Annotated in this window: 18 protein-coding genes and 1 pseudogene; 8 read left to right on the top strand and 11 right to left on the bottom strand. The window is 70.0% G+C overall.

Annotated elements, in window-relative coordinates; all coding sequences use genetic code 11:
- Positions 1–145 precede the first annotated feature (145 nt).
- The 4 genes from BN2660_RS06210 (at position 146) to BN2660_RS06195 (ending at position 6,097) form a co-directional block, all read left to right on the top strand.
- Entirely contained in the window at positions 146–769 is a 624-nt protein-coding gene (locus BN2660_RS06210) for a TetR/AcrR family transcriptional regulator (RefSeq protein ID WP_091228625.1), read from the top strand.
- A complete protein-coding gene (locus BN2660_RS06205; RefSeq protein ID WP_176697107.1) occupies positions 766–1,470 on the top strand; it encodes a hypothetical protein in 705 nt (234 codons plus the stop codon). The genes BN2660_RS06210 and BN2660_RS06205 overlap by 4 nt, the downstream gene beginning before the upstream one ends.
- Complete coding sequence (locus BN2660_RS06200; protein WP_091228620.1) at positions 1,467–3,314, top strand: YhgE/Pip family protein; 1,848 nt, start codon at positions 1,467–1,469, stop codon at positions 3,312–3,314. Before BN2660_RS06205 ends, BN2660_RS06200 begins: the two co-directional genes overlap by 4 nt.
- A 134-nt stretch (positions 3,315–3,448) precedes the next feature.
- Positions 3,449–6,097, top strand: a complete 2,649-nt coding sequence (locus tag BN2660_RS06195) for a penicillin acylase family protein (RefSeq protein WP_255305054.1) — start codon at positions 3,449–3,451, stop codon at positions 6,095–6,097.
- Between the two features lie 37 nt (positions 6,098–6,134).
- On the opposite strand, the gene BN2660_RS06190 is transcribed toward BN2660_RS06195, so the two are convergent.
- Entirely contained in the window at positions 6,135–7,493 is a 1,359-nt protein-coding gene (locus BN2660_RS06190; RefSeq protein WP_255305053.1) for an MFS transporter, read from the bottom strand.
- A 112-nt stretch (positions 7,494–7,605) separates the two neighbouring features.
- Here BN2660_RS06190 and BN2660_RS06185 point away from each other — a divergent pair, with 112 nt between their 5' ends.
- Positions 7,606–8,367, top strand: coding sequence for an alpha/beta fold hydrolase (locus tag BN2660_RS06185; protein ID WP_091228613.1), 762 nt, complete (start codon positions 7,606–7,608; stop codon positions 8,365–8,367).
- A gap of 68 nt (positions 8,368–8,435) precedes the next feature.
- Here BN2660_RS06185 and BN2660_RS06180 read toward each other — a convergent pair whose 3' ends face one another.
- The 9 genes and pseudogenes from BN2660_RS06180 to BN2660_RS06140 all read right to left on the bottom strand — a co-directional run bounded on the left by BN2660_RS06180 (position 8,436) and on the right by BN2660_RS06140 (position 17,598).
- Complete coding sequence (locus BN2660_RS06180; RefSeq protein ID WP_141651251.1) at positions 8,436–9,338, bottom strand: type IV toxin-antitoxin system AbiEi family antitoxin domain-containing protein; 903 nt, start codon at positions 9,336–9,338, stop codon at positions 8,436–8,438.
- A gap of 360 nt (positions 9,339–9,698) precedes the next feature.
- Positions 9,699–10,088, bottom strand: a complete 390-nt coding sequence (gene mnhG / locus BN2660_RS06175; protein ID WP_091228607.1) for a monovalent cation/H(+) antiporter subunit G — start codon at positions 10,086–10,088, stop codon at positions 9,699–9,701.
- Entirely contained in the window at positions 10,085–10,354 is a 270-nt protein-coding gene (locus BN2660_RS06170) for an MrpF/PhaF family protein (protein WP_091228603.1), read from the bottom strand. The genes mnhG and BN2660_RS06170 overlap by 4 nt, the downstream gene beginning before the upstream one ends.
- The gene (locus BN2660_RS06165) at positions 10,351–10,962 is read right to left on the bottom strand and encodes a Na+/H+ antiporter subunit E (protein ID WP_091228600.1); all 612 of its coding nucleotides are present in this window, start codon (positions 10,960–10,962) and stop codon (positions 10,351–10,353) included. The genes BN2660_RS06170 and BN2660_RS06165 overlap by 4 nt, the downstream gene beginning before the upstream one ends.
- Positions 10,959–12,512, bottom strand: coding sequence for a Na+/H+ antiporter subunit D (locus BN2660_RS06160; protein WP_091228597.1), 1,554 nt, complete (start codon positions 12,510–12,512; stop codon positions 10,959–10,961). Before BN2660_RS06160 ends, BN2660_RS06165 begins: the two co-directional genes overlap by 4 nt.
- Before the next feature lie 305 nt (positions 12,513–12,817).
- Positions 12,818–13,312 (bottom strand): annotated as a pseudogene (locus tag BN2660_RS06155) (Na(+)/H(+) antiporter subunit C); the annotation flags it as partial.
- Complete coding sequence (locus tag BN2660_RS06150) at positions 13,312–16,254, bottom strand: Na+/H+ antiporter subunit A (protein WP_091228595.1); 2,943 nt, start codon at positions 16,252–16,254, stop codon at positions 13,312–13,314. The gene BN2660_RS06150 and the pseudogene BN2660_RS06155, both read right to left, overlap by 1 nt.
- Before the next feature lie 118 nt (positions 16,255–16,372).
- Positions 16,373–17,089, bottom strand: coding sequence for a GntR family transcriptional regulator (locus BN2660_RS06145; protein WP_091228592.1), 717 nt, complete (start codon positions 17,087–17,089; stop codon positions 16,373–16,375).
- 5 nt (positions 17,090–17,094) lie between these two features.
- Positions 17,095–17,598, bottom strand: coding sequence for an aldo/keto reductase (locus tag BN2660_RS06140; RefSeq protein ID WP_369690538.1), 504 nt, complete (start codon positions 17,596–17,598; stop codon positions 17,095–17,097).
- Here BN2660_RS06140 and BN2660_RS06135 point away from each other — a divergent pair.
- From BN2660_RS06135 to BN2660_RS06125, 3 genes are all read left to right on the top strand, one after another.
- Entirely contained in the window at positions 17,597–18,484 is an 888-nt protein-coding gene (locus tag BN2660_RS06135; RefSeq protein ID WP_218054100.1) for an alpha-L-fucosidase, read from the top strand. The genes BN2660_RS06140 and BN2660_RS06135 overlap by 2 nt on opposite strands.
- Positions 18,485–18,498: 14 nt before the next feature.
- Positions 18,499–18,825, top strand: coding sequence for an L-rhamnose mutarotase (locus BN2660_RS06130; protein WP_091228583.1), 327 nt, complete (start codon positions 18,499–18,501; stop codon positions 18,823–18,825).
- A gap of 77 nt (positions 18,826–18,902) precedes the next feature.
- Positions 18,903–20,405, top strand: a complete 1,503-nt coding sequence (locus tag BN2660_RS06125; protein WP_091228578.1) for a hypothetical protein — start codon at positions 18,903–18,905, stop codon at positions 20,403–20,405.
- A 23-nt stretch (positions 20,406–20,428) separates the two neighbouring features.
- On the opposite strand, the gene BN2660_RS06120 is transcribed toward BN2660_RS06125, so the two are convergent.
- Positions 20,429–21,493 (bottom strand): LacI family DNA-binding transcriptional regulator, encoded by a 1,065-nt coding sequence (locus tag BN2660_RS06120; protein WP_091228574.1) that lies wholly within the window; start codon positions 21,491–21,493, stop codon positions 20,429–20,431.
- Between the last annotated feature and the right edge of the window lie 20 nt (positions 21,494–21,513).

Raw genomic sequence — 21,513 nt, 5'->3', positions numbered from 1 at the left:
CAGGGATGCCGCCGCGTTGCCGGATCAGGGGCGATCGGCGGGTGTGGAGCCCATCCATGCTGAATTGTGCACGGCGGCCCGCCGAGGCCTGTGAGTCTGCTGACTTATCTTGCACATGTTTGTGCACGATAAGTACGATGGACCCATGACATCCCGTGCACCCCGCCGCGATTCCGTCGAGAACCGCGCCGGCATCCTCGACGCCGCCCGGTCGACGCTGGCGAACGACCCCCGCGCCTCCATCGACGTCATCGCGCGCAGCGCCGGCCTCTCGCGCCGCACCCTCTACGGCCACTTCGACGATCGCGACGCGCTGATCCGCGAGCTCATCTCCTCGGGCGCGCAGCGCTTCAACGCCATCGCCGAGTCGGTGACCGACGCCGACGCCCGCATCGCGCTCGCCCGCCTCGCCGCTCGACTGTGGGAGCAGGCCGCCCATGTGCAGGTGGCCGCGGCACTCGCCCTCGACGAGGCCCACGTCGAGCACACCGCCGATGCCCTGGCGCCGCTGCGCCGCGCGGTCGCGGCACTCGTCCGGCGGGGCCAGGACGACGGGAGCTTTCGCACAGACCTCGCCGCCCCGACTCTCGCACGCCTGATCGAGGAGGTCGCCCGCACGGTCGTCGCCCGTACCGACGCCAGCAGCTCCGGGGCCGCGAACCTCGCCGTCCGCACCCTGCTCAGCGTCGCCGGGCTCTCGTGGCGCGAGGCCGACGACCTGCTGCGTGCGCACCCCGACATCGTCGAGACGGCGGAGGTCGACGCATGAAGGTGACACTGCACGAGGTCAGCAAGGGTCGCGGCGGCCAGGCGCTGCCGACGACCAGCCTGGAGTTCCACACCGGCGCCGTGCGATTCGCCATCGCCGAGACCGAGCAGCGCCCCACGGTGCTAGGGCTCATCGCGAGCGGGCGGATGAAACCCGAGACCGGCCGCGTGACCATCGACGGATCCGCCGACAACCGGCGCCTGCGCCGCACGATCGCGCTCGTCGACGCACCGGACGTCAGCGACCCGCATCCGGACATCGCGCTCGCGGGTGTCGTCGGCGAAGAGCTCATGTTCGCCGGCGTCGGGGCGACTCCTTTGCACGCCCGCCGCTGGCTGAACCGGCTCGGATTCGGTGAGCTCGCCGGAGTGCCGATCGGCAACGTCGACCCCGCCGCGCGCGTGCGGATCCTGTGCGAGCTGGCGATCCTGCGGGAGGGGACCGAAGGCATCGTCCTCGTGTCGCCCGACCGCCACGGCGGCAGCCCCGACGGATGGTGGCGCATCGCCGGCGAGTTCGCCGACCGCGGCTACGCGATGCTCGTCGTCGTCGGCGGGTCGGCCGCCGTCGCGCTGGAGCGGATGCATGAGCTCGAGGCGATCAACGCATCCGGTCCTGTCGAGCCGCTCGCCCTCGCCCCGGACCCCGCTCACGACGACACGCACCCCTCAGATCCCACACAGAACGGAGCCGATCGATGAAGGTCCCCGCCATGATCGCCGCCGAGCTGCGGCGCCTCACCGCGAGCAGGATGGGCGTCATCGCCCTGATCGCCCTCGTCTGCGTGCCGATCCTGTACGGCGGTCTGTACCTGTGGGCGAATCAGGATCCGTACGCGAAGTTCCCCGACGTCCCCGTCGCGCTGGTGGTCGACGACGAAGGCGCCCCGGCCCCGTCGACAGGCCCGTCGACGGACGCCACGGCCGAGGCCGCCGAGCCGGTGAACTACGGCGCGGACGTCGCCGACAACCTCATCGACGGCAACGCCTTCGACTGGCAGCGGATGACGGCCGCAGAGGCGGCGGATGCTCTCCGCGACGGCTCCGTCGACTTCACCGTGACGATCCCCGCCGACTTCTCGGCCGCTCTCACCTCGGCGGCGGGCGATGATCCCCACCGGGCGCGCATCGAGCTCGAGACCAATGACGCGAACAACTACCTGGCCTCGTCCATGGGCACGCAGGCGGTCGAGAAGATCCGCAGCTCGGTGGCCGAGATGGTCGGCAGCGAAGCGGCCGAGCGGCTGCTCACCGGTCTCAGCGACGTGCGCGACAATCTCGTCACGGCGGTCGACGGTGCGACCCAGCTGACCGACGGCGCGAACACGGCGGCGTCGGGCAGCGTCTCGTTGGCCGACGGCACCTCCCAGCTCGCGGCCGGCACGGCCCAGCTGGCCGACGGCGCGAGCACCCTGGCATCCGGCGCCCAGCAGGTCAGTGACGGCAATCGCCAGCTCGCCGACGTGGCCGACCGGGCGGGATCCGTCGTGCAGCAGGCGACGAACGCACTGCCTCAGGTGCGCGACGACATCCGGTCCCTGCTCACGGAGCAGGGACTCACGCAGGACGAGATCGACCAGGTGCTCGTGCGCCTCGACCCGGTCGCGACCCGTCTCGAAGAGGGCAACACGACGGTGCAGGATGCCGTCGGCAAGGTCGACCAGCTCGCCGCCGGCTCTGCGTCGCTGGCCGCGGGCGCATCGCAGCTCGCGTCCGGCGCTGCCACCGCCGCGACCGGTGCCGCTGCGGCGAACGACGGCGCGGCGCAGCTGCGCGACGGACTCGGCACCCTCGCGAACGGCACGGCCGAGCTGCGCGACGGCCTGTCGAGCGGAGTCGACGCGATCCCGGCATCCACCCCCGACCTGCGGTCGCTGCAGGCCGACACCATCGCCGATCCCGTGCAGGTGTCGAGCGACAAGGTCGCCTCGGCTGAGGACTACGGCGCAGGGCTCGCCCCGTTCTTCGCCGCACTGTCGGCGTGGATCGGCATCTACGCGCTCTTCCTCATCGTGAAGCCGATCTCCCGTCGAGCGGTCACCGCCCTGCATTCCCCGCTTCGCGTGACCCTGGCCGGCTGGCTGACGCCCGCCATGCTCGGCGCCGTGCAGATGCTCGGGCTGATGGGCATCCTCGCGATCACCCTGGGCTTCACGTTCGACAATCCGATCGGGACGCTCGGCGTCATGGTCGTCGCCTCGGCGACCTTCGCGGCGATCATCCTGGCCTTGAACGTCTGGCTCGGATCCGTCGGCCAGTTCATCGGACTCGTGCTCATGGTGCTGCAGCTCGTGACCGCGGGAGGCACCTTCCCGTGGCAGACGCTGCCCGTGCCGCTGGCCGCGCTGCACCACGTGCTCCCGCTGGGATACGTGGTCGATGCGATGCGTCAGCTGATGTACGGCGGTGATCTCGCGCGCGCCGGCTGGGATCTCGCGGTGCTCGCGATCTGGCTCGTGGGGGCTCTCGCCCTCGCCGCCGTCGGGGTCACGCGCATGACGCACCGGCGCACCCTCCGCGATCTGCAGCCGAGCCTGATCGGGTGATCCGCTCTCGTGCGGGGAGCAGATCGCTCCCCGCACGACGGCCCCTGTGGATAAGATGCCGGAAGTGCGTCTCTGGGACGCGCTCTGGGGCTCGCTGGGACTGAGTCCCACCATGCCTCCCGAAAGAGTTCTCGATGATGACAACCGATTCGACCGTGATCGTCGACCCCGCGCGCCCGTCCATCGCCGCACGCGTCGGACGCATCGCGTTCCTCGTCGTGGCTGCGATCGTCGTGGTCGCGGTCGCGGCCGCCTTCTTCGTCACCTGGACGATCCAGCGCTCCTTCCCCCAGACCGAGGGGACGGTGACGCTCGACGGGCTGGCGGCCGAGGTCACCGTGCAGCGCGACGAGCGCGGCATCCCGACCATCACCGCGGACTCGACCGACGACCTGTTCTACGCCGAGGGTTTCGTGCACGCGCAGGACCGCTTCTTCGAGATGGACTTCCGCCGTCACGTCACGGCGGGGCGCGTGGCCGAGATGTTCGGCGAATCCCAGGCCGGGACCGATGCGTTCCTGCGCACCCTCGGCTGGCGCACGGTCGCCGAGGCCGAGGTCGCGGCGATGGACGACGTCACCCTGAGCTACTACGAGGCCTACGCCGACGGGGTGAACGCCTACCTGGCATCGCGCTCGGGCGCCGAGCTCTCGCTCGAGTACGGGGTGATCGGCCTCCAGAATCCCGACTACGCCCCCGAGCCGTGGGAGCCCGCGGACTCCGTGGCGTGGCTGAAGGCGATGGCGTGGGACCTCCGCACGAACCTGGAGGACGAGACCGAGCGCGCTCTGCTCTCGGCGCAGCTCGCCGACGCCTCGGCCGGTTCCGCAGACGCTCCGCCCACGCTCGAGCAGCTGTACCCGGGGTATCCGTTCGATGAGAACCCCGTGATCGTCCCGAAGATCTCCACCCTCTCGGCTCTCGAGACGGATGCCGAGCCCGCGGCGTACACCGGCGACCCGTCGGGCGAGATGCAGCAGGCCGTCACGACGATCGACTGGCAGGAGGCGGACGGGGTCATCGAGGCCGCGAGCCTGCTGGTCGGCGACGTCGGAGAGGGCATCGGGTCGAACTCCTGGGTGGTCTCGGGCGACCTCACCGAGACGGGCATGCCGCTCCTCGCCAACGACCCGCACCTCGGGGCGTCCCTTCCGTCGGTCTGGTACCAGGTGCAGCTGAAGTGCGCGGAGGTGACCGACGCGTGCCCGTTCGACATGGGCGGCTTCTCGTTCTCGGGCCTGCCGGGCATCGTCATCGGCCACAACCAGAGCATCGCGTGGGGCTTCACCAATCTCACCACCGACGTCACCGATCTCTACATCGAGAAGATCGAGGGTGACCAGTACTGGCGTGACGGCGCGCTCGTGCCGCTCGAGGAGACGACAGAGACGATCAAGGTCGCCGGGGGCGACGACATCGAGCTCACGATCCGGTCGACCGTGCACGGCCCCATCATCTCGGGCCTCACCGACGACCTCACCGCGATCGCCGACGACCCCGAGCCCGGACTCGCGGCGGGCGGTTCGACGAGCACCGCCCCGGCCGGCGACGGTGCCGAGTACGCCGTGAGCCTGCGGTGGACCGCACTCGATCCCGGCACCGCCGCGAGCGCCGTGTTCGCCCTGTCGGCGGCGCAGGACTTCGAGGAGTTCCGTCTGGCGGCGGCGCTGTTCGACGTGCCCGCCCAGAACCTCGTCTACGCCGACGTCGAGGGCAACATCGGCTACCAGACCCCGGGGCGGCTACCGATCCGCGGAGCCGGCGACGGCTGGATGCCCCAGCCCGGATGGGACAGCGCGTACGACTGGGCCGGGTACATCCCGTTCGACGAGCTGCCCGTGTCGTTCAACCCGAGCTCGGGGTACATCGTCACCGCCAACAACGCGATCGTCACCGACGACTACGAGCACTTCCTGTCGCGCGACTGGGACTACGGCTACCGCGCGGCGCGCATCGTGCACCTGATCGAGCGGAAGGCCGCGGCCGCGCCGCTGACGGCCCAGGACATGCGCGACATCCAGATGGACAGCGAGATGTGGATCGGCACGCGCCTCGCGACGGCGCTGGCCGACGTCGACGTCGACGGGTCGGGCGCTCAGGAGGCCGTCGAGCTCCTGCGCGACTGGGATGCGCAGAACGACGCCGCGTCGGCGAGCGCCGCGTACGCGAACGTCCTCTGGTCGAACCTCGTGCAGAATCTCTTCGCAGAGCGCGAAGAGCCCCTGCCGATCGACGGGCAGGGTCGCCTGTTCACGGTCGTCGACGAGCTGCTCGACGACCCGGCCGACCCGCTCTGGACGAACGCCGCGATCGACGTCACGAGCATGGAGGACATGCTCGCACTCTCGGCCGAAGAGGCCTACGACGAGCTGTCCGCCCTGCAGGGCACGACCGTCGCCGCCTGGAACTGGGGAGACCTCCACGCCATCACGCTCACCAGCGACACGCTGGGGACGTCGGGGATCGCGCCCGTCGAGATGCTCTTCAACCGCGGACCGTTCCCGGTGAGCGGCGGCGCGTCGATCGTCAACGCCACCGGCTGGGCACTCGGTACGTCGTACGCGACGACCACGGTTCCGTCGATGCGCATGGTGGTCGACCTCGCCGACTTCGACGACTCGACCTGGATCCACCTGACGGGCGCATCCGGGCACGCCTTCCACGAGCACTACATCGACCAGACCGAGGACTGGGCCGCAGGAGTGCAGAGGCCCTGGGCCTTCTCCGCGAAGGCCGTGGATGCCGCGGCGACGCAGACGCTCGTGCTGACCCCGGAGGGGTGAGCGGAGCGGGGAGGCTGCGTACGGCGGTCGCCGCCGGTCAGGCCGATGTCGGAGCGGTTGTCGCCATGGATGCCGCCGCGCGGCGCGCGATGAGCCAGATGCCCACCGCTGCGGCGAGGAAGATCCCGGCCAGCACGACCCATCCGGCGAAGCCGAAGCTGATCGCCGTGGCGTTCACGACGATCGGAGACGCGAGGGCACCGACCGAGAAGCCCATGCCGAACACTCCCTGGTAGGCCCCCGCGCGCACCGGGTCCGCGAGCTCGAAGCTCAGCCCCCAGGCTCCCGCCTGAGACAGGATCTCGGCGAAGGTGTGGGCGATCATGCCGACGATCAGGATCGCGATCGCGGCCCAGGCCGGCACCCCCGCAGCGAGCGCGTAGAACACGCAGGCGGCGACCATGATCCATCCGGCGATGAGGGTCACCCGGCCCGCGACCCGGACATCGTGCGTACCGCGAGACGCGCGGACCTGGAACAGCACCACGAGAGTCGTGTTGACGATCAGCAGGACGGCCACCATCACGTCGGGCGCGTTCGTGCGCTCGGTGATCCAGAGGGGGATGCCGAACTCGGCCACACCGAACTGCATCCCGAAGATCGCCGACAGGCCGCTCAGCAGCAGGTACCGCGGGTCGCGCCACGGCGATCGGCGGTTCCAGTCCCGGCGTTCGGCGAGGGCGGTCGCCGCGGCATCCGTGTCGATCGAGCCCGTCTCGGTGAGCACCGGTCTCGTGCGGGCGCGTGCCGGCGCATCGACCGCGTCGGTGAGGCGCAGGAGCGGCAACGACCCCAGCGCGCAGATCAGCCCGGCGCACACGATGACGATGCGATACGCCTCCGCGGTGCCGAGGGCGAGCGCGATCGCGCCGATCCCGGACCCCGCCGCGATGGACAGGTTCGTCACGGTGCGGAGCACCGCACGCGCATGGACCCGCCGGTCGGGCGCGAAGCCGCGGGCGATGATGGCGGACCGAGACGAGTGGCCCATGCTGTCGAAGAAGCCCGCAAGACTCGCGAGCACGAGCGCCGAGACGAAATCCGCTGCGAACGCATAGCTCGCGAGAAGAAGCCCGCCCGCGATCTCGAAGGCGAAGGCGAGACGTCGGGCGCTCCAGCGATCCGAGAGCCACCCGCCGAGGAAGGACGCCACGACACCGCATCCGCTCGAGATCGCCAGCACGACCGCCGCCTGCGCCGGTGAGAGCCCGATGACCTGAGTGAAGAAGAGCACGGTCACGGCGAAGAACACCCCGCGACCGATGCGCGACACCGCCGTGGCCGTGAAGAGAGCCCGCAGCACCGGATCGCCGAGCGCCGCCGCGAGCCGGGCGCGGACCCCGCGCAGACCCTTCGCCGTCTCGGTCGGGTCGGTGTCGGGCTCGGCAGAAGTCACCCTCCATCCTCACACGGACGCGCGCCCCCCTCGGTTCGCGCGCAGGCGCTGCACACCGCCCCGCACCCGGCGCCGATTCGCCGAGGGGTCGGCGCTCCATTAGCGTTGGCGGGTGGCATCCAGTTATCTCGCACCGAAGGGCACCCCCGTCACGCTGCTGGAGTACGAGCACGGCGGCGCGACGCTCATCGCCGAGTCCTTCGGCGAAGGGCCGCACACCTTCCTGCTTCTGCACGGGATCGGGATGGGCCGCAGCGTCTACCTCGACGTGGTGCAGCGTCTCGAGGGGCGGGTGATCGCGCTCGACCTGCCCGGCTTCGGCGAAGCGCCGGAACCCACGCGCACCCTCACGATGGAACGCCACGCCGACCTCGTCGCGGCCTACCTGCGCCACGTCGACGCCGGCCCTGTCGTGGTGATCGGCCACTCGATGGGCAGTCAGATCGCGGCGGAGCTCGCCGCACGACATCCGTCTCTCGTGGAGGGCGTGGTGCTCGCCGGTCCGACCGTGAACAAGGCAGCGCGGAACATCGGCGCGCAGGCGCGGTACCTCCTCACCGACCTCGTCGGCGAGCGACCGCTGGTGATCTGGCGGGGCGCTCGCGAGTACCTCCGCGGTGGGCCTCACCTGTTCCGCAAGATGCGCGCCACCATCGCGCATGAGCCGGAGGACGCCTTCGCGCGCATCGACGCCCCGGTTCTGGTGCTGCGCGGCGAGAGCGACCCGCTCGCCCCGATGAGCTGGTGCCGCGAGATCATCGACGCGATCCCGGGCGCCGACCTCCAGGTCATCCCCGATCACGGCCACGGCACGCTGATCAGCGACTCCGGGCCCGCTGCGCGGCTGATCCAGTCCTTCGCGGACGGCCTCTGAGCGTGGTGCCGGGTGCACAATTCAGCATGGATGGCACCGAGCGGCGCATTCTTGCCCGCTTTCGGCGATCAGCTCGACTTCTTGCTGAATCGTGCACGCCCGGACGGCGCGAGACGCGGCCCGAACGCCTCGATGATCTGCTCGAACACCTCCCGCACCCCCGCGTGATCCCCCAGGATGTCCTGAGCGAGCGGCCGCACGGTGATGTACCCGAGCCGCGCGGCGGCGATGTCTCGTCTCCGATCGTCCACCTGCTTCTCCCATCCCTGATGGAACCGCCGGCTGTCGCACTCGATGATCAGCCACCCGTCGACGAGGAAGTCCACCCGGCCGACGGTCTCGATGTGCACCTGCGTGGCGAATGGCACACCCATGGCGCGCAGGATCAGTCGCATGTAGGTCTCCGGGCCCGAGGCCGACGAGGCATCGACGAGCGAGAGAAGGGGCCGGTAGCGCGCGGGAAGCGCGGCGAACACGGCCGTCAACTGCGTGAGGCTCATCAGTCGGTGGTGCACGACGCTGTCCACTGTGGCGAGCGCCTGGCGCGGAGCCTGGCACCTCACCGCGTGGGCGACGGCGTCGGCCAGCTGAGCGATGTGCAGGTGGGGCTGTCTCGCGGAGTTCGTCGTCCAATGGGACACGACCCTTGTGCTTCGCGGGGCGCGGAGCCGCGACGTCCCCGGTGTCATCAGCACATGCAGCTCGTCGCAGTCGTGCACGAACACGCCGAGGAGGGTCAACAGCGACAGGCACGTCAGTCTGCCGCCGATTCGCACCGCCTCGAGGATGCCGGTGTCGGTGAGCGGAAGAGCGTAACGATCACGGCGGACGTGGATCAGGTGCCCGCGGCGGACCATCGCGGCCACTTGTCTCCGAGACGTTCCCGAAGCGATCAGGTCTGACAGCGTGAACACCGTCCGGGCGTAGGTCTCGGTCGCTCGGTGAATGACGCTCGTGTCGGGGAAATTCATCACTGCAGTGTGCGGATACGGCGAAGACCGCGGGGCGGCGATCGGGGCGAAGTGCAGAACTCTGCCGCTTTCTGCGTCTGTGCAGGAGAGGTGGCGCGACGCGGGTGCCGTGCAGGATTCAGCACGGATGGGCGGATGCCGGGCCTGCGGCCAGCCACAGCGGCTGACAGAGCCGTTCTTGCTGAATTGTGCACGCGGCGGCGCCGAACGGGGTGGGCAGAACAGCGCGCGGGTGCCGTGCAGGATTCAGCACAGATGGGCGGATGCCGGGCCGCAGGCCAGCCACAGCGGCTGACCGAGCCGTTCTTGCTGAATTGTGCACGCGGCGGGACCGAACCGAGACCGAACCGGACGCGCAGATCAGCCGGCGGCGGGCGGGGTCTGCTTCGAATCGGCCAGTTCGTCGACGACGAGACTGCGCTCTTCGGTCGTTCCGTTGCGGTACGCCTGCCGCCCCACGATGTGCGCCGACAGCGGAGCGGTCGCGAACTGCATGAGGACGATCGGGGCGACGAGCGCGAGCCCGACGAGGATCCCGCCGACCGTACGCAGCGACAGCGCGATCGCGAGGCAGATCAGCACGAGTCCGAGCACCTGCGGCTTGGTCGCCGCGTGCAGGCGCGAGGGGACGTCGCGGAAGCGGAGGAGTCCGACGGCGGCCGACAGGCACAGGATCGCCCCGAGCAGGATGAGCACGAGCACCGCGACGTCGACCACGGCGTCGGGGATGCTGAGACCGAAGACGTTCATGGCGTCGTGTTGTCCCTTCTCGCGACGAAGCGGGCGACGGCGATCGAGCCGAAGACGCCGACCGCTGCGATGATCAGCATCACCGGAATGTTGCGGGTGTGCCCGTTGATCGCCATCTCCGCGCCGAGCACGCACATCACCTCGGTGAGCAGCACGTCCGACGCGACGGCGCGATCGAGGATCGAGGGCCCCCGCACGATGCGGATGATCGTGAGGATGGCGGCGACGCCGAACACGACCATGATGGCCAGCAGCAGCACGTTCATCGGACACCGCCCTTCGGCGATCGAGGACCCTGGGCGTCGGCGCGAGCCGCGCGCTGGTCGGCTTTGAGAGCACGGTACTGATCCGGCGCGCCGAGCGCACGGACGACCCGTCGCTCCCACCGGAGCACCCCTGCGCGCTGCTTCTCGACGTCCTCCATACTGCGCACGCCGATCACGTGCAGGTACAGGATCTGACGGTCGCGGTCCGCCTCCACGACGAGCGAACCCGGAACCAGCGACGACACGACCGACACGTGCGTCATGATCAGGTCGTCGGCGTACCGCAGCGGCACGGCGACGATCGCGGCGCCCGGCTGCCGACGGAAGTCGAACACCTGCACCGTGACCGCGAGAGCACCACGCAGCACCGCGAAGAGGAACTGCACGACCAGCAGCGCGGCGTACCAGATGTTGATGCGCCCCGAGAGCTCGACCGTCGGCAGCCGGAACACGCGGGTCACGAACACGGCGACGACGAGCCCGCTGAGGAACGCCAGCACCGTGAACTGGCTCCACAGCAGCATCCACAGCACGACCAGCCACGCGAGGAACGGCAGCTGCACGCGGATGTCCCGCCAGAAGTGACGGCCGGTCTCGGTGGGGGTCATCCGTCCACCTCGTCTTCCAGCTGCACCAGGTTGACCGGGTCCAGGAGCCCGGCGCCAATGCGGTCGCAGAGGGCGTAGAGGGGTCCGGCGAACACGGTGAGGGCCACGGTGACACCGACCATCCCCGCCGTGGCGACGGTCATGATCCTCGGGATGCGACGGCGCTCCTGCTGTTCGTCGGCGGCCGGGGCGTTGCCGAGGTGCGAGATGCGACCCTCGGTCTCGCTCGAATCCTCCTCCTCGCGCCAGAACGCGAGGTTCCATGCGCGCATCAGCGCGTAGAGGGTGAGGAGGGAGGTGACGATTCCGCCGAAGATCAGCACGATCATGAGCGGCGTGCCGACGGATGCCGCCGCCTCGAAGAGCGCGAATTTGCCGATGAATCCGGAGAAGGGCGGGAGGCCGCCGAGGTTGATCGCCGGGATGAAGTAGAGCACGGCGATCACGGGAGCGACCTTGAGCAGGCCCTTCACGCGGAGGATGGACGTGCTGCCGGCTCGACGCTCGATGAGGCCCACGGCGAGGAACAGCGTGGTCTGCACGATGATGTGGTGGACGATGTAGTACACCGTGGCGCCGATCGCGGCCGGCGTCGCTATCGCGAGACCGAAGATCATGTAGCCGACGTGGCTCACCAGGGTGAACGACAGGATCCTCTTGAGCTCCGCCTGCGCGACGGCGCCGAGCACTCCCACGATCATCGTCGCCAACGCGATGATGAGGAGCAGGGTGTCGATGCTGTTCTCCGAGAAGAGCTGGGTCTCGGTACGGATGAGCGCGTACACGCCGACCTTCGTCAGCAACCCGGCGAAGACCGCCGTGACGGGCGCCGGCGCGGTCGGATACGAGTCGGGCAGCCAGAACGACACCGGGAAGATCGCGGCCTTGATGCCGAAGGCGATCACCAGCATGAGATGCAGCACGAGCTGCGTCTCCTGCGGGAGCTCGGTCATCCGCTCGGCGATCTGCGCCATGTTCACCGTGCCGAGGGCGCCGTAGATCATCGCGATCGACGCGAGGAACAGGATCGACGAGACGAGCGAGACGACGATGTACACGGCGCCCGTGCGGATGCGGGATTCGGTGCTGCCGAGCGTGATGAGCACGTACGAGGCGACGAGGAGGATCTCGAAGCCCACGTAGAGGTTGAACAGGTCTCCCGCGATGAAGGCGTTGAAGATGCCCGCCGCGAGGATCAGGTACGACGGGTTGAAGATCGAGATGGGGGTCTCGTCCGTGCCGTCGGCGGCGCCCTGGCCGATCGAGAAGAGCAGGACCGCGAGCAGCACGATGCTGGAGATGAGCACCAGCAGCGCGGCGAGCCGGTCGACGTACAGGACGATGCCGAAGGGCACCGGCCAGCCTCCGACCGACACGGCGAGCGGGGCGCCCGCATCGACGGCGAACAGCAGCACCGCCGCGATGACCGACACGACGGCGAGCGTCACGACGGAGACGACGGCCTGCAGCCGCGCGTTGCGGCCGAAGATCAGTGTGATCGCGGCGCCGAGCAGAGGCAGGCAGACGAGGAGGGGGACGAGAGCGCTCATCGGCGGTCCTCCCCTTCGTCGGTGTGGTCGGGTGCGCTGTCGTCGGAGGCCGTATCCGATGCCGTGTCTCGGGCGGCATCCGCGGCGTCGGTCTCGTGGGCGTCGGAGGCGTGCGTGTCCGCGTCGGTCTGGAAGCCGGACGGGGTGCGTTCGTCGTCGCCGTCTCCGCGCCGATCGTCATCATCGGGCGGAGCCGACTCGTCGGTGAGCACGGATGCCACAGCATCCGACCGCGCGTCCGCGTCCGCATCCGACCGCGCATCCGCATCCGCATCCGCATCGGACGGGGAGGACCCGGATGCCGCCGGTCGATCGACCGGGGCATCGTCGTCGATCGAGGGGTGGTCGCGCATGTGCAGCACGGTGATGGGGGCCGTCTGCACGCCGACGAAGTCGGTGGTGGCCTCGTCCTCGAGGTCGGACTCGTCGTCCATGAGGTCCTCGTCGGCATCCGTGCGCTCGCGGAGCGCGATGTCGGCCTCGTCGTCCTCGACCGTGTCGGCCTGGCCGAGCTGCCAGGAGCGGTAGATGAGGGCCAGGAGGAACGCCGAGACGGCGAAGGTGATCACGATCGCGGTCAGGGTGAGCGCCTGCGGCAGCGGATCGCTGATCTCGCCCTCCGTGCCGAAGAACGGGGCGTTCCCAGGCACCCCCATGACGATGAGCAGCAGCAGGTTCGTGGCGTTCCCGAGCAGCAGGAAGCCGATGAGCACTCGGGTCAGGCTGCGCTCGAGCATCGCGTACACGCCGCAGGCGAAGAGCACGGCCATGATGACGATGAGGGTCAGGGAGACATCCATCAGAGGGTCACCCCCCGCTCCCGGAACTCCTGCGCCTGGCGGTCGACCTCAGCGCCGAGGCTGCGGAGGACGTCGAGCACGAGGCCGATGACGACGAGGTAGACGCCGACGTCGAAGATCGTCGACGTCACGAACTCCATGTGGCCGATTCCGGGGATCTCCCACTCCCAGAAGTGGCTGGTGAGCGGCGCGAGACCGAAGAACAGCGGGACGACAGCGGTGCCGACGGCCAGGATCAGACCGGCTCCGAGCAGACGCCCGGCATCGGTCGGAGTGGCGGCGCCGAGTTCCCAGCGCCCGCCGGCGATGTAGCGCATGACGAGAGCCATGCCGGCGACGAGCCCGCCGGCGAAGCCTCCGCCCGGCAGGTTGTGGCCGGAGAACAGCAGGAAGATCGAGACCACGATGATGGTGTGGAAGAGGATGCGGACGACGACCTCGAGCAGGATCGACCTGTTCTCGGGCTTCATCTTCGGCCCGCCGACCAGCCAGGCGCGGGGGTTGCTCTCGTTCTCGGTGGTCTGGAATCGCACGCCCTCCGTCGTCTCGACGAGCGGGCGACGGAGCGTGCGGCGGCGTCGGGCCTTGGGCAGCGTCGTGGTCGCGGCGAGCATGTCGGCCCGGTGGGTGACGAAGACGAGCGAGGCGACTCCGGTCGCGGCCAGGACGAGCACGGACAGCTCGCCCATCGTGTCCCAGCCACGCAGGTCGACGAGCGCCACGTTGACGACGTTCTTGCCGTGGCCGATCTCGTAGGCGAGCCTCGGGAAGGCGGCGGAGATCGGGTCGGCGACGCGGGACTGTGTCGCCACGATCGCGACCAGCGCCATCGTGAGGCCCACTCCGATGCCGAGAAGGGCACGGGGGATGCGACCGACCGATGCGTTGTGCTCGCCCATCCGCGCCGGGAGGCGACGCAGCACCAGCGCGAACGTGACCATGGTCACGGTCTCGACGAGGATCTGCGTGAGGGCGAGGTCGGGGGCGCCGCTCGTCGCGAACAGCACGACCATGCCGAGGCCGGTGATCGAGACGAGGACGACGCCCGTGTAGCGCTTCTGAGCTCGAACGGCCAGGACACCGGCGACCGCCATGAGGGGCGCGACGACGAGCTGGGCGGGCGTGTGCCAGGCGGAGAGCTGGAACCGGTCGATGTCGCTCGCGAGCAGCGCTGTGATCTCAGCCGCGACGAAGACCACGAAGATCGTGCCGACGTATACCGGGAGCGAGCCTCGCTGGGTCACGGTGGTGCTCAGGACCGACAGACGGTCGACGCCGCGCACGACCAGGTAGTAGGCGTCGGCGGCGGTGAAGGGCAGGACCCGTGACCTGCGATCCCAGCCGGTGCGGACCGTCATCAGGAAGAGCGCGGCGCCCAGCAGGACGGTGAGGATCGAGATGCCGAGTGCGGGTTCGAGTCCGTGCCACAGCGCGAGGTGGCCTGGTCCTTCGACGGCCTCGCCTGCGGCGTCGAGACCCGGTGTCGCGGTCAGCGCGTAGCCCTGGAGGGCCTTGTCGAGGGCGGGGGCGCCGATGCCGGCGGCGATGGTGACGCCGGCGAGGATGATCGGCGCCGAAAGGAATCCGACCGGCGGATCCGGCCATGCCGTATCGGGCATACGGTCGCCCTTCGCATCGCGCTTCGTCCAGAAGGCTCCCCAGAGGAATCGGATGCCGTATGCCGCAGTGAGAATGGATCCCAGGCTCACGCCGATGATCGCGACGAGACCCCAGGGCGAGCCGTGCAGGGCATCGTCGAGGAGGGCCGTCAGCGTCGACTCCTTCGCGACGAATCCGATGGTGGGGGCGATGCCCGCCATCGACGCGATCGAGATGAAGGCCGCGGTCGCCATGACCGGCGCCTGTCGTCCGACGCCGCTCAGCTCCGTGATGTCTCGGGTCGACAGCTGTCGGTCGATCACTCCGACGATGAGGAAGAGGGCCGACTTGAACAGGGCGTGTCCGATCACCAGCGCGAGTCCTGCCAGCGCGCTGGCCTGCGTCCCGTATCCGACCACCACCGTGAAGAAGCCGAGCTGGCTGACTGTGCCGAACGCGAGGATGCGCTTGAGGTCTGTCTCGCGCAGCGCCTGGATGCCGCCGAGCAGCATCGTCACGATGCCCAGGGAGATGACGATCGGACGCCAGGGTCCGGTGAACGCGAAGATCGGCGCGAACCTCGCGATGAGGTAGATGCCCGCCTTGACCATCGCCGCCGCGTGCAGATAGGCGCTCACCGGAGTCGGGGCCGCCATGGCACCGGGCAGCCAGAAGTGGAACGGGAAGATCGCGGACTTGCTGAGCGCGCCGACCAGGAGCATCACGACCGCCGCGTCGACGATCGGGCCCGACGGCACGATCTCGAGGATCTCCCGGATGCTCGAGGTGCCGGCGTCGACCACGAGCAGCACGACGCCGACGAACATCACCAGGCCGCCGAGTGTGGTGACGAGCAGCGCCTGCAGTGCGGCGCGTCGGCTCGCGGCGCGGCGGCGGTAGTGCCCGATCAGGAGGTAGGAGAGGATGCTCGTCACTTCCCAGAACATGACGAGCATGACGAGATCGTCGGTGAGCACGAGGCCGTACATCGCTCCGGCGAAACCGAGCAGGACGGCGGAGAACTGGCCGATGCCCGCGGTGTCGTCGAGGAAGTACCAGCGGCAGTAGAGGAGCACGAGCGCGCCGACGCCCGTGACGATGAGCGTCAGGACCCAGCCCAGCACGTCCATGTGCATCGACAGGTCGAGCCCCAGCTGCGGAATCCACTCGACCGACTCGAACGGTGCGGGGCCGTCGAGCACCTGAGGCGTGAGCACGAGGGCGTGCACGAATGCCGCCGCGGGAATGAGAGCGGCGAACGCGAATGCCTGGGACCCCAGCCAGCGCACCAGAACGGGCATCAGCAGAGACCCGAGGAGGAACACCGCGAGGAGCGTCAGCATATACGCGGCTCCTCAAGGCTCGTCGGCCGAGGAACGGCACAGGCGGGCGGGTGTCAGAACCCAGTTTACCCGGCGTTAGGGAAACGTAAGGCCCCGAGCGCGAGAAAGGGTCGGTCCGCTACTCGGATGCGCCCTCGGCGCGACGCGCGAGCGCGGGACCGAGCCGGGCGTAGGAGTTCTCGATGTGCGCGCGCATCGCGGCGGCGGCGGCATCCGGATCCCGCTTGCGCAGGGCCTCGAGGATGCTGTCGTGCTCGCTCACGGTGTCGTCCTCGAAGTCATGACGGAAGTTCAGTCGATACAGGTGCATGTGCGAGCGCAGGCGCACGATGGCCTCGGAGAGGAGCGGACTGTCGGCCTGCTCCGCGATCAGGTGGTGGAAGTGCAGGTCCTCGTCGATGAACCGACGGTAGTTGCGGAAGCGCTCGTCCTCGTCGGGGGCGGATGCCGCGCGCATCTGCGCGACCGAGTCGGCCAGCTCCGCCTCGGCATCGCCACGGAGATGCACCGACGCGCGTCGCGCGGCCTCCGGTTCGAGGATCTCGCGCATGTCGTACAGGTCTCTGAGGCCCGCCGCGTCGAGCAGCGGCGCCGCGACGTACCCCTTGAGAGCGCGCTTCGCGACGAGCCCCTCCGCCTCGAGCCGCGTGAGCGCCTCGCGCACCGGTGTGGGCGACACGTCGAGGTCGCGCGCCACCGCATCGATGTTCACGCGGGCACCGGGCTCGATGACCCTGTCCATGAGCAGTCCGAGCACGGCGTCGTAGACGTCATCGACGAGGGCCCGACGCGCCGGCAGTGGCCGGGGTCCGCGTGCCTCGTCGTCGCTGAACATGAGTCTCATCGTACGGGGTGCCCTTTCGCGGCAGAGGCGGACCGGACCTGGGGTACGGACCCGCTGATCAGACCCTCTTCCCGCAGCTCCGTCCACACCTCGTCGGGGACCGGTCGGCTGCCGAGGTCCGCGTTCCTCGCCATCTGATCGGCGCTCGCGCCCCCGAGCACGACGGCCCCGACGGCGGGGTGCGTGAGCGGGTACCGCACGGCGAGCTCGGGGAGGGTGCATCCGTGGCGCGCCGCAACCCGGGCGATCCGCTGCGCTCGGTCGACGACAGCATCGCCCGCGGGGCCGTAGTCGAAGAAGGATCCGGTGCCGGGAGCATCCGTCGCGAGGATGCCGGAGTTGAAGACGGCCGCGGCGAGAACCGTCACCCCTCGCTGCTCGGCGAGGGGCAGCAGGTCCTCGGCCGCCGACTGGTCGAGCAGGGTCCAGCGACCCGCGACCATCATCACGTCGGCATCCGTCTCTCGGACGAACCGCGCGAGCATCGCGCTCTGGTTCATGCCCGCGCCGAACGAGGAGATGACGCCCTGGTCGCGCAGCTCGCTCAGGGCGGGGAAGGCGCCCTCGAGCGCCTACTCCGGAGGCCTGGACTGGCACTTCTCCGACCTCCCGCCCATCGACCACGACGCCGCTCCCGCCCCCGACGACGTCGCGTACGCCGAGTACGCGCACGACCATGTGATCGACCTCGTCGACCGCTATCGTCCCGACATCCTGTGGGGCGACATCCGCTGGCCCGCCGGCGGTGTCGATGCCGGCCCGAAGAGCCTCGCGCACGTGTTCCGCACGTTCTACGACGCCGTGCCCGAGGGCGTGGTGAACGACCGCTGGGGCGAGTCGCACTGGGACTTCCGCACCAGCGAGTACGTGCACGGAACCGCTGTCAAGGTCGGCGAGGCGTGGGAGAACACCCGCGGCATCGGGCTGTCGTTCGGGCACAACCGCAACGAGACGAGTGAGCATCTGCTGTCGGCCGACGACGCCGTGCGTCTGCTCGTCGACGTGGTCTCGCGCGGCGGCAACCTGCTGCTCAACATCGGGCTCGAGGCGTCCGGCCGCATCCCGGAGCTCCAACGGCGAACGCTCGAGGGCATCGGCGAGTGGAACCGGATGCACGGGCACGCCGTGTTCGGCGCGAGGCCCGAGCCGCGCCTGCACCCGTCGGACGACCCGTGGCTCCGATGGACCCGGACCGACGACGCGGTGCACGCCGTGGTCGACGCCCACGGCAGCATCCGCCTGCCCAATCCCGACGGTCTGATCGACGAGTCGACCGCACGCGTCGGCGAGACGCGAATCCCCGCGGAGCGTCGCGACGGTGCCATCCTGGTCGATGTGGCGGATGCCGCGACGCCGATCGCGATCTCGTTCCGCCCGCAGGACTGACGAAGGGCCGCACCATGCGCATCGCTCTGCACTCCGAGATCCGCGACGGCGCGGTCGACGACTACCGCTCGGCCCACGCGGCGATCCCGTCTGCTCTCGCCGCGACCTTCGCGCGCGTCGGCATCCACGACTGGACCATCTGGCGCTCCGGGCACCGGCTGTTCCACCTCGTCGACTGCGACGACTGGGATGCTGCGGTGGCGGCCCTCGCCGACGACCCGGCCGACCACGCCTGGCAGGCGGACATCGGCCGGTTCGTGGAGCTCTTCCGCGACGCCGACGGCGACGAGGGCACCGCTCCGCTCGAGCAGATTTGGGACCTGCGCACCCAGGTCTCCTGACCCCTTTCCGGGTTGCTGAGCCGGTCCCCCTGAGTTGCCGAGCCTGTCGAAGCACGCACCCGTGGCAGAGTGAACCCGTGACGCGAGCATGGGTGCGGGAGCTGGCCGGATGGATGCTGGCCGCCGCCGCCGCTCTCGCGACGGCGGCCTCGGTCGCGTCGTCCGCTCGCGCCGAACTCCTCTTCCGTGACGGCGATTCGCTGGTCGTGGCGCTGCTCGCTCGGTCCGCGCTGGCGGGCGAGCCGTTCGACTGGGCCCTGTCCAGTGTGCTGTTCATCCCCGAGGCGATCGTGTTCGCAGGTCTCGACGCCGGGCTGCCCCTCGGCGCCGAGGGGCTCCTCGCGGTGAGTGCCGTGCTGAACGTGCTCGCGCTGTACGGGGCGATCCGGCTGGTCGCCGGCCGGTCCCGCGAAGGACGAGCGGCCGTCGCCTGGTCGGTCGCGACGGTCATCGTGTTCGGCGTCATCGCCGCGACCGAGACGTCGTCCTCGCGAGATGCGCTCGAGCTCGCCTCGCTCCCGCTGACGACGACGTACTACGCGGCCACCGTCGTCGCGGTGGTGCTGACGATCGGCATCCTGCGCCGCGCCCTCGACGAGCCCCGGCATCTCGGACTCCTCACGATCTCGCTGGTCGCCGTCGCGACGGTGTCGACGCTGTCCAATCCCCTGTTCGCCGCGTGGGCCACCGTGCCGCTGGTCCTGATCCTTCTGGTCCTCGCCCTCCGCGCATCCGCCCTCCGGCGCCGTCTCCTCCTGCTCGGCGTCGCCCTCGTCGTCGGCACGGCTCTCGGCGGCCTCGCCCGTATTCCGTTCGCGGCATGGATCGCGAACACCGGCGCGTCATACGCGCAGCCCGAGCAGTGGCGGGAGTCGCTCATCTACTACGGCGATCTCGCCGTGGAACGCCTGCAGTCGCCCCTCGCGCTCATCGCCGCGCTGATCGTCGTCGCGCTCCTCGGGTTCGCGATCCTGACGACGATCCGGGCGCGCGACGCGGGGGAGCGACTCGTCGCCCTCGCTGCGTGGGCTGCACCACTGGTCGTGCTCCTGGGGGCCATCGCGCTCGGCACGCACGCGGCGCGCTATCTCCAGCCTCTCGTCTTCCTCCCGGTCCTCGTGCTGGTCGCCGCGCCGCGGGCGCTGACCCTCTCCGTCCGGCTACGGCGAGCGGCGGCGGGGGTCGCGGGCGTCATTCTCCTCGTTCTCGGTTTCGCCGGCATCCCTCGTCTCGCCGCGGCGGCGACGCAGCCCGACCCCGACCTCTCCTGCGTGACCGAATGGGTGGATGCATCCGGGCGAACCGGAGCCGGGCAGTTCTGGACGGTTCGTCTGCCCAAGCTGCATCTGGCGGATCCCGCACAGCTCGTGCAGGTCGATCACCGGCTGAACGGCTACGCCTGGCTGGTGAACCGCGCGGACTTCGCCTCCGGCGAGGTGACGTTCCTCATCGAGGACGCGCAGACCGTTCCGTGGGATCTGCCTGACGCGCGCGAGCCCGACGAGCTGATCGACTGCGGGCGGTATTCGATCCTCGATCTGGGCGCCGACCCGCTCCCCCTGGGGCCTGTGCACAGCTGAGGTCGCGACCGACGCGGGGACGATCAGCGAGCGGCGGGGGGCGCTGTCGTGGTGCCGACGCGGAAACGGCAGGTGAGGTGCAGGGTGGTGCCGGGTTCGCCACCCAGCATCCGGGCGACCTGCTCCCCCGCAGCCTTGCCCTTCTCGACCGCCGGCTGCACGCTGGTCGTGAGCACGAGGTCGCCGAGCCCGTCTGCGGCGATGCCGTCGAAGCCCGCGACCGACAGATCCTCCGGCACTCGGAGCCCCGCCTCCTCGGCCGCGCGGATGACGCCGACCGCCAGCAGATCGCTCTGCGCGAGGATCGCCGTGGGGCGCGACGCGGGGTCGGCCAGCAGCATCCGCCCGACGATCAGACCTTCGTCGATGAGACTGCCGGCCGCCGAGATCGCGGGCGCCTCCGGGAAGACCTCACGCATGCCGGCGAGGCGATCGCGGGTGACGTCGACCGTCGCCGCCGCGAGCCGCTCCGGAGTCACCGGGCCGCGTTCCCGCTCGCTGTCGAGCGACAGCGTCACGAGGGCGACGTCGCGATGGCCGAGGTCTCGCAGGTGCCGCGCGACGTCGGCGGCAGCCGCCGCGTTGTCCAGCGTGATGCGCGGGATGCCCTCTCCCGCGTCTCCCTCGATCACGACCACGGGCAGCCCGCGGCTGCGGACGACGTCGAGCGATGCCCGGGTGCGTCCGGAGCATCCGATCAGCACGACGGCGTCGACCGGAGCACTCGCCAGAGAGGATCCGTCGTCACCCGGCTCGTCGCGCATGAGGAGGATGCCGGCGCTGAGGTCGGCGAGCCCGTCGGTCAGGCCGTCCATCATCGCGGTCGTGACCGGATCGAGGAACGCCGTGCGCAGGTGGCCTTCGAGGACGACCGCGACGATCCCGCTGCGTCCTCGACGGAGGGAGGCGGCCCGCGGGTCGGGGCCGGCGTACCCGAGCTCCGCCGCGGCGGCCAGTACGCGCTCCCGCGTCGCCGGTGCCACGTTGGCCTTGCCGCTGAAGACGACCGATGCCGTGGAGGTCGCCACTCCCGCCTCACGCGCGACGTCGGCGATGGTCGCGCGGCGCGGCGTCTCGTGGCTGCTCATACTCAGAGGATAGCCGCCCT

This window comes from Microbacterium sp. 3J1 (genome assembly GCF_001049495.1).
Lineage (GTDB): Bacteria > Actinomycetota > Actinomycetes > Actinomycetales > Microbacteriaceae > Microbacterium.
Note: the sequence above shows the minus strand (reverse complement) of the source record. Positions and strands in the feature narration are given on the sequence as shown.

Excerpts from the sequence above, each read along its gene's own strand:
- BN2660_RS06145 (WP_091228592.1), bottom strand. The coding sequence starts at position 17,089 with ATGTTCAGCGACGACGAGGCACGCGGACCCCGGCCACTGCCGGCGCGT.
- BN2660_RS06120 (WP_091228574.1), bottom strand. The coding sequence starts at position 21,493 with ATGAGCAGCCACGAGACGCCGCGCCGCGCGACCATCGCCGACGTCGCG.
- BN2660_RS06165 (WP_091228600.1), bottom strand. The coding sequence starts at position 10,962 with ATGACCCCCACCGAGACCGGCCGTCACTTCTGGCGGGACATCCGCGTG.
- BN2660_RS06140 (WP_369690538.1), bottom strand. The coding sequence starts at position 17,598 with ATGAACCAGAGCGCGATGCTCGCGCGGTTCGTCCGAGAGACGGATGCC.
- BN2660_RS06130 (WP_091228583.1), top strand. The coding sequence starts at position 18,499 with ATGCGCATCGCTCTGCACTCCGAGATCCGCGACGGCGCGGTCGACGAC.
- mnhG (WP_091228607.1), bottom strand. The coding sequence starts at position 10,088 with ATGAACGTCTTCGGTCTCAGCATCCCCGACGCCGTGGTCGACGTCGCG.
- BN2660_RS06150 (WP_091228595.1), bottom strand. The coding sequence starts at position 16,254 with ATGCTGACGCTCCTCGCGGTGTTCCTCCTCGGGTCTCTGCTGATGCCC.
- BN2660_RS06180 (WP_141651251.1), bottom strand. The coding sequence starts at position 9,338 with ATGAATTTCCCCGACACGAGCGTCATTCACCGAGCGACCGAGACCTAC.
- BN2660_RS06200 (WP_091228620.1), top strand. The coding sequence starts at position 1,467 with ATGAAGGTCCCCGCCATGATCGCCGCCGAGCTGCGGCGCCTCACCGCG.
- BN2660_RS06210 (WP_091228625.1), top strand. The coding sequence starts at position 146 with ATGACATCCCGTGCACCCCGCCGCGATTCCGTCGAGAACCGCGCCGGC.
- BN2660_RS06135 (WP_218054100.1), top strand. The coding sequence starts at position 17,597 with ATGCCCGCGCCGAACGAGGAGATGACGCCCTGGTCGCGCAGCTCGCTC.
- BN2660_RS06205 (WP_176697107.1), top strand. The coding sequence starts at position 766 with ATGAAGGTGACACTGCACGAGGTCAGCAAGGGTCGCGGCGGCCAGGCG.
- BN2660_RS06160 (WP_091228597.1), bottom strand. The coding sequence starts at position 12,512 with ATGAGCGCTCTCGTCCCCCTCCTCGTCTGCCTGCCTCTGCTCGGCGCC.
- BN2660_RS06170 (WP_091228603.1), bottom strand. The coding sequence starts at position 10,354 with ATGAACGTGCTGCTGCTGGCCATCATGGTCGTGTTCGGCGTCGCCGCC.
- BN2660_RS06195 (WP_255305054.1), top strand. The coding sequence starts at position 3,449 with ATGATGACAACCGATTCGACCGTGATCGTCGACCCCGCGCGCCCGTCC.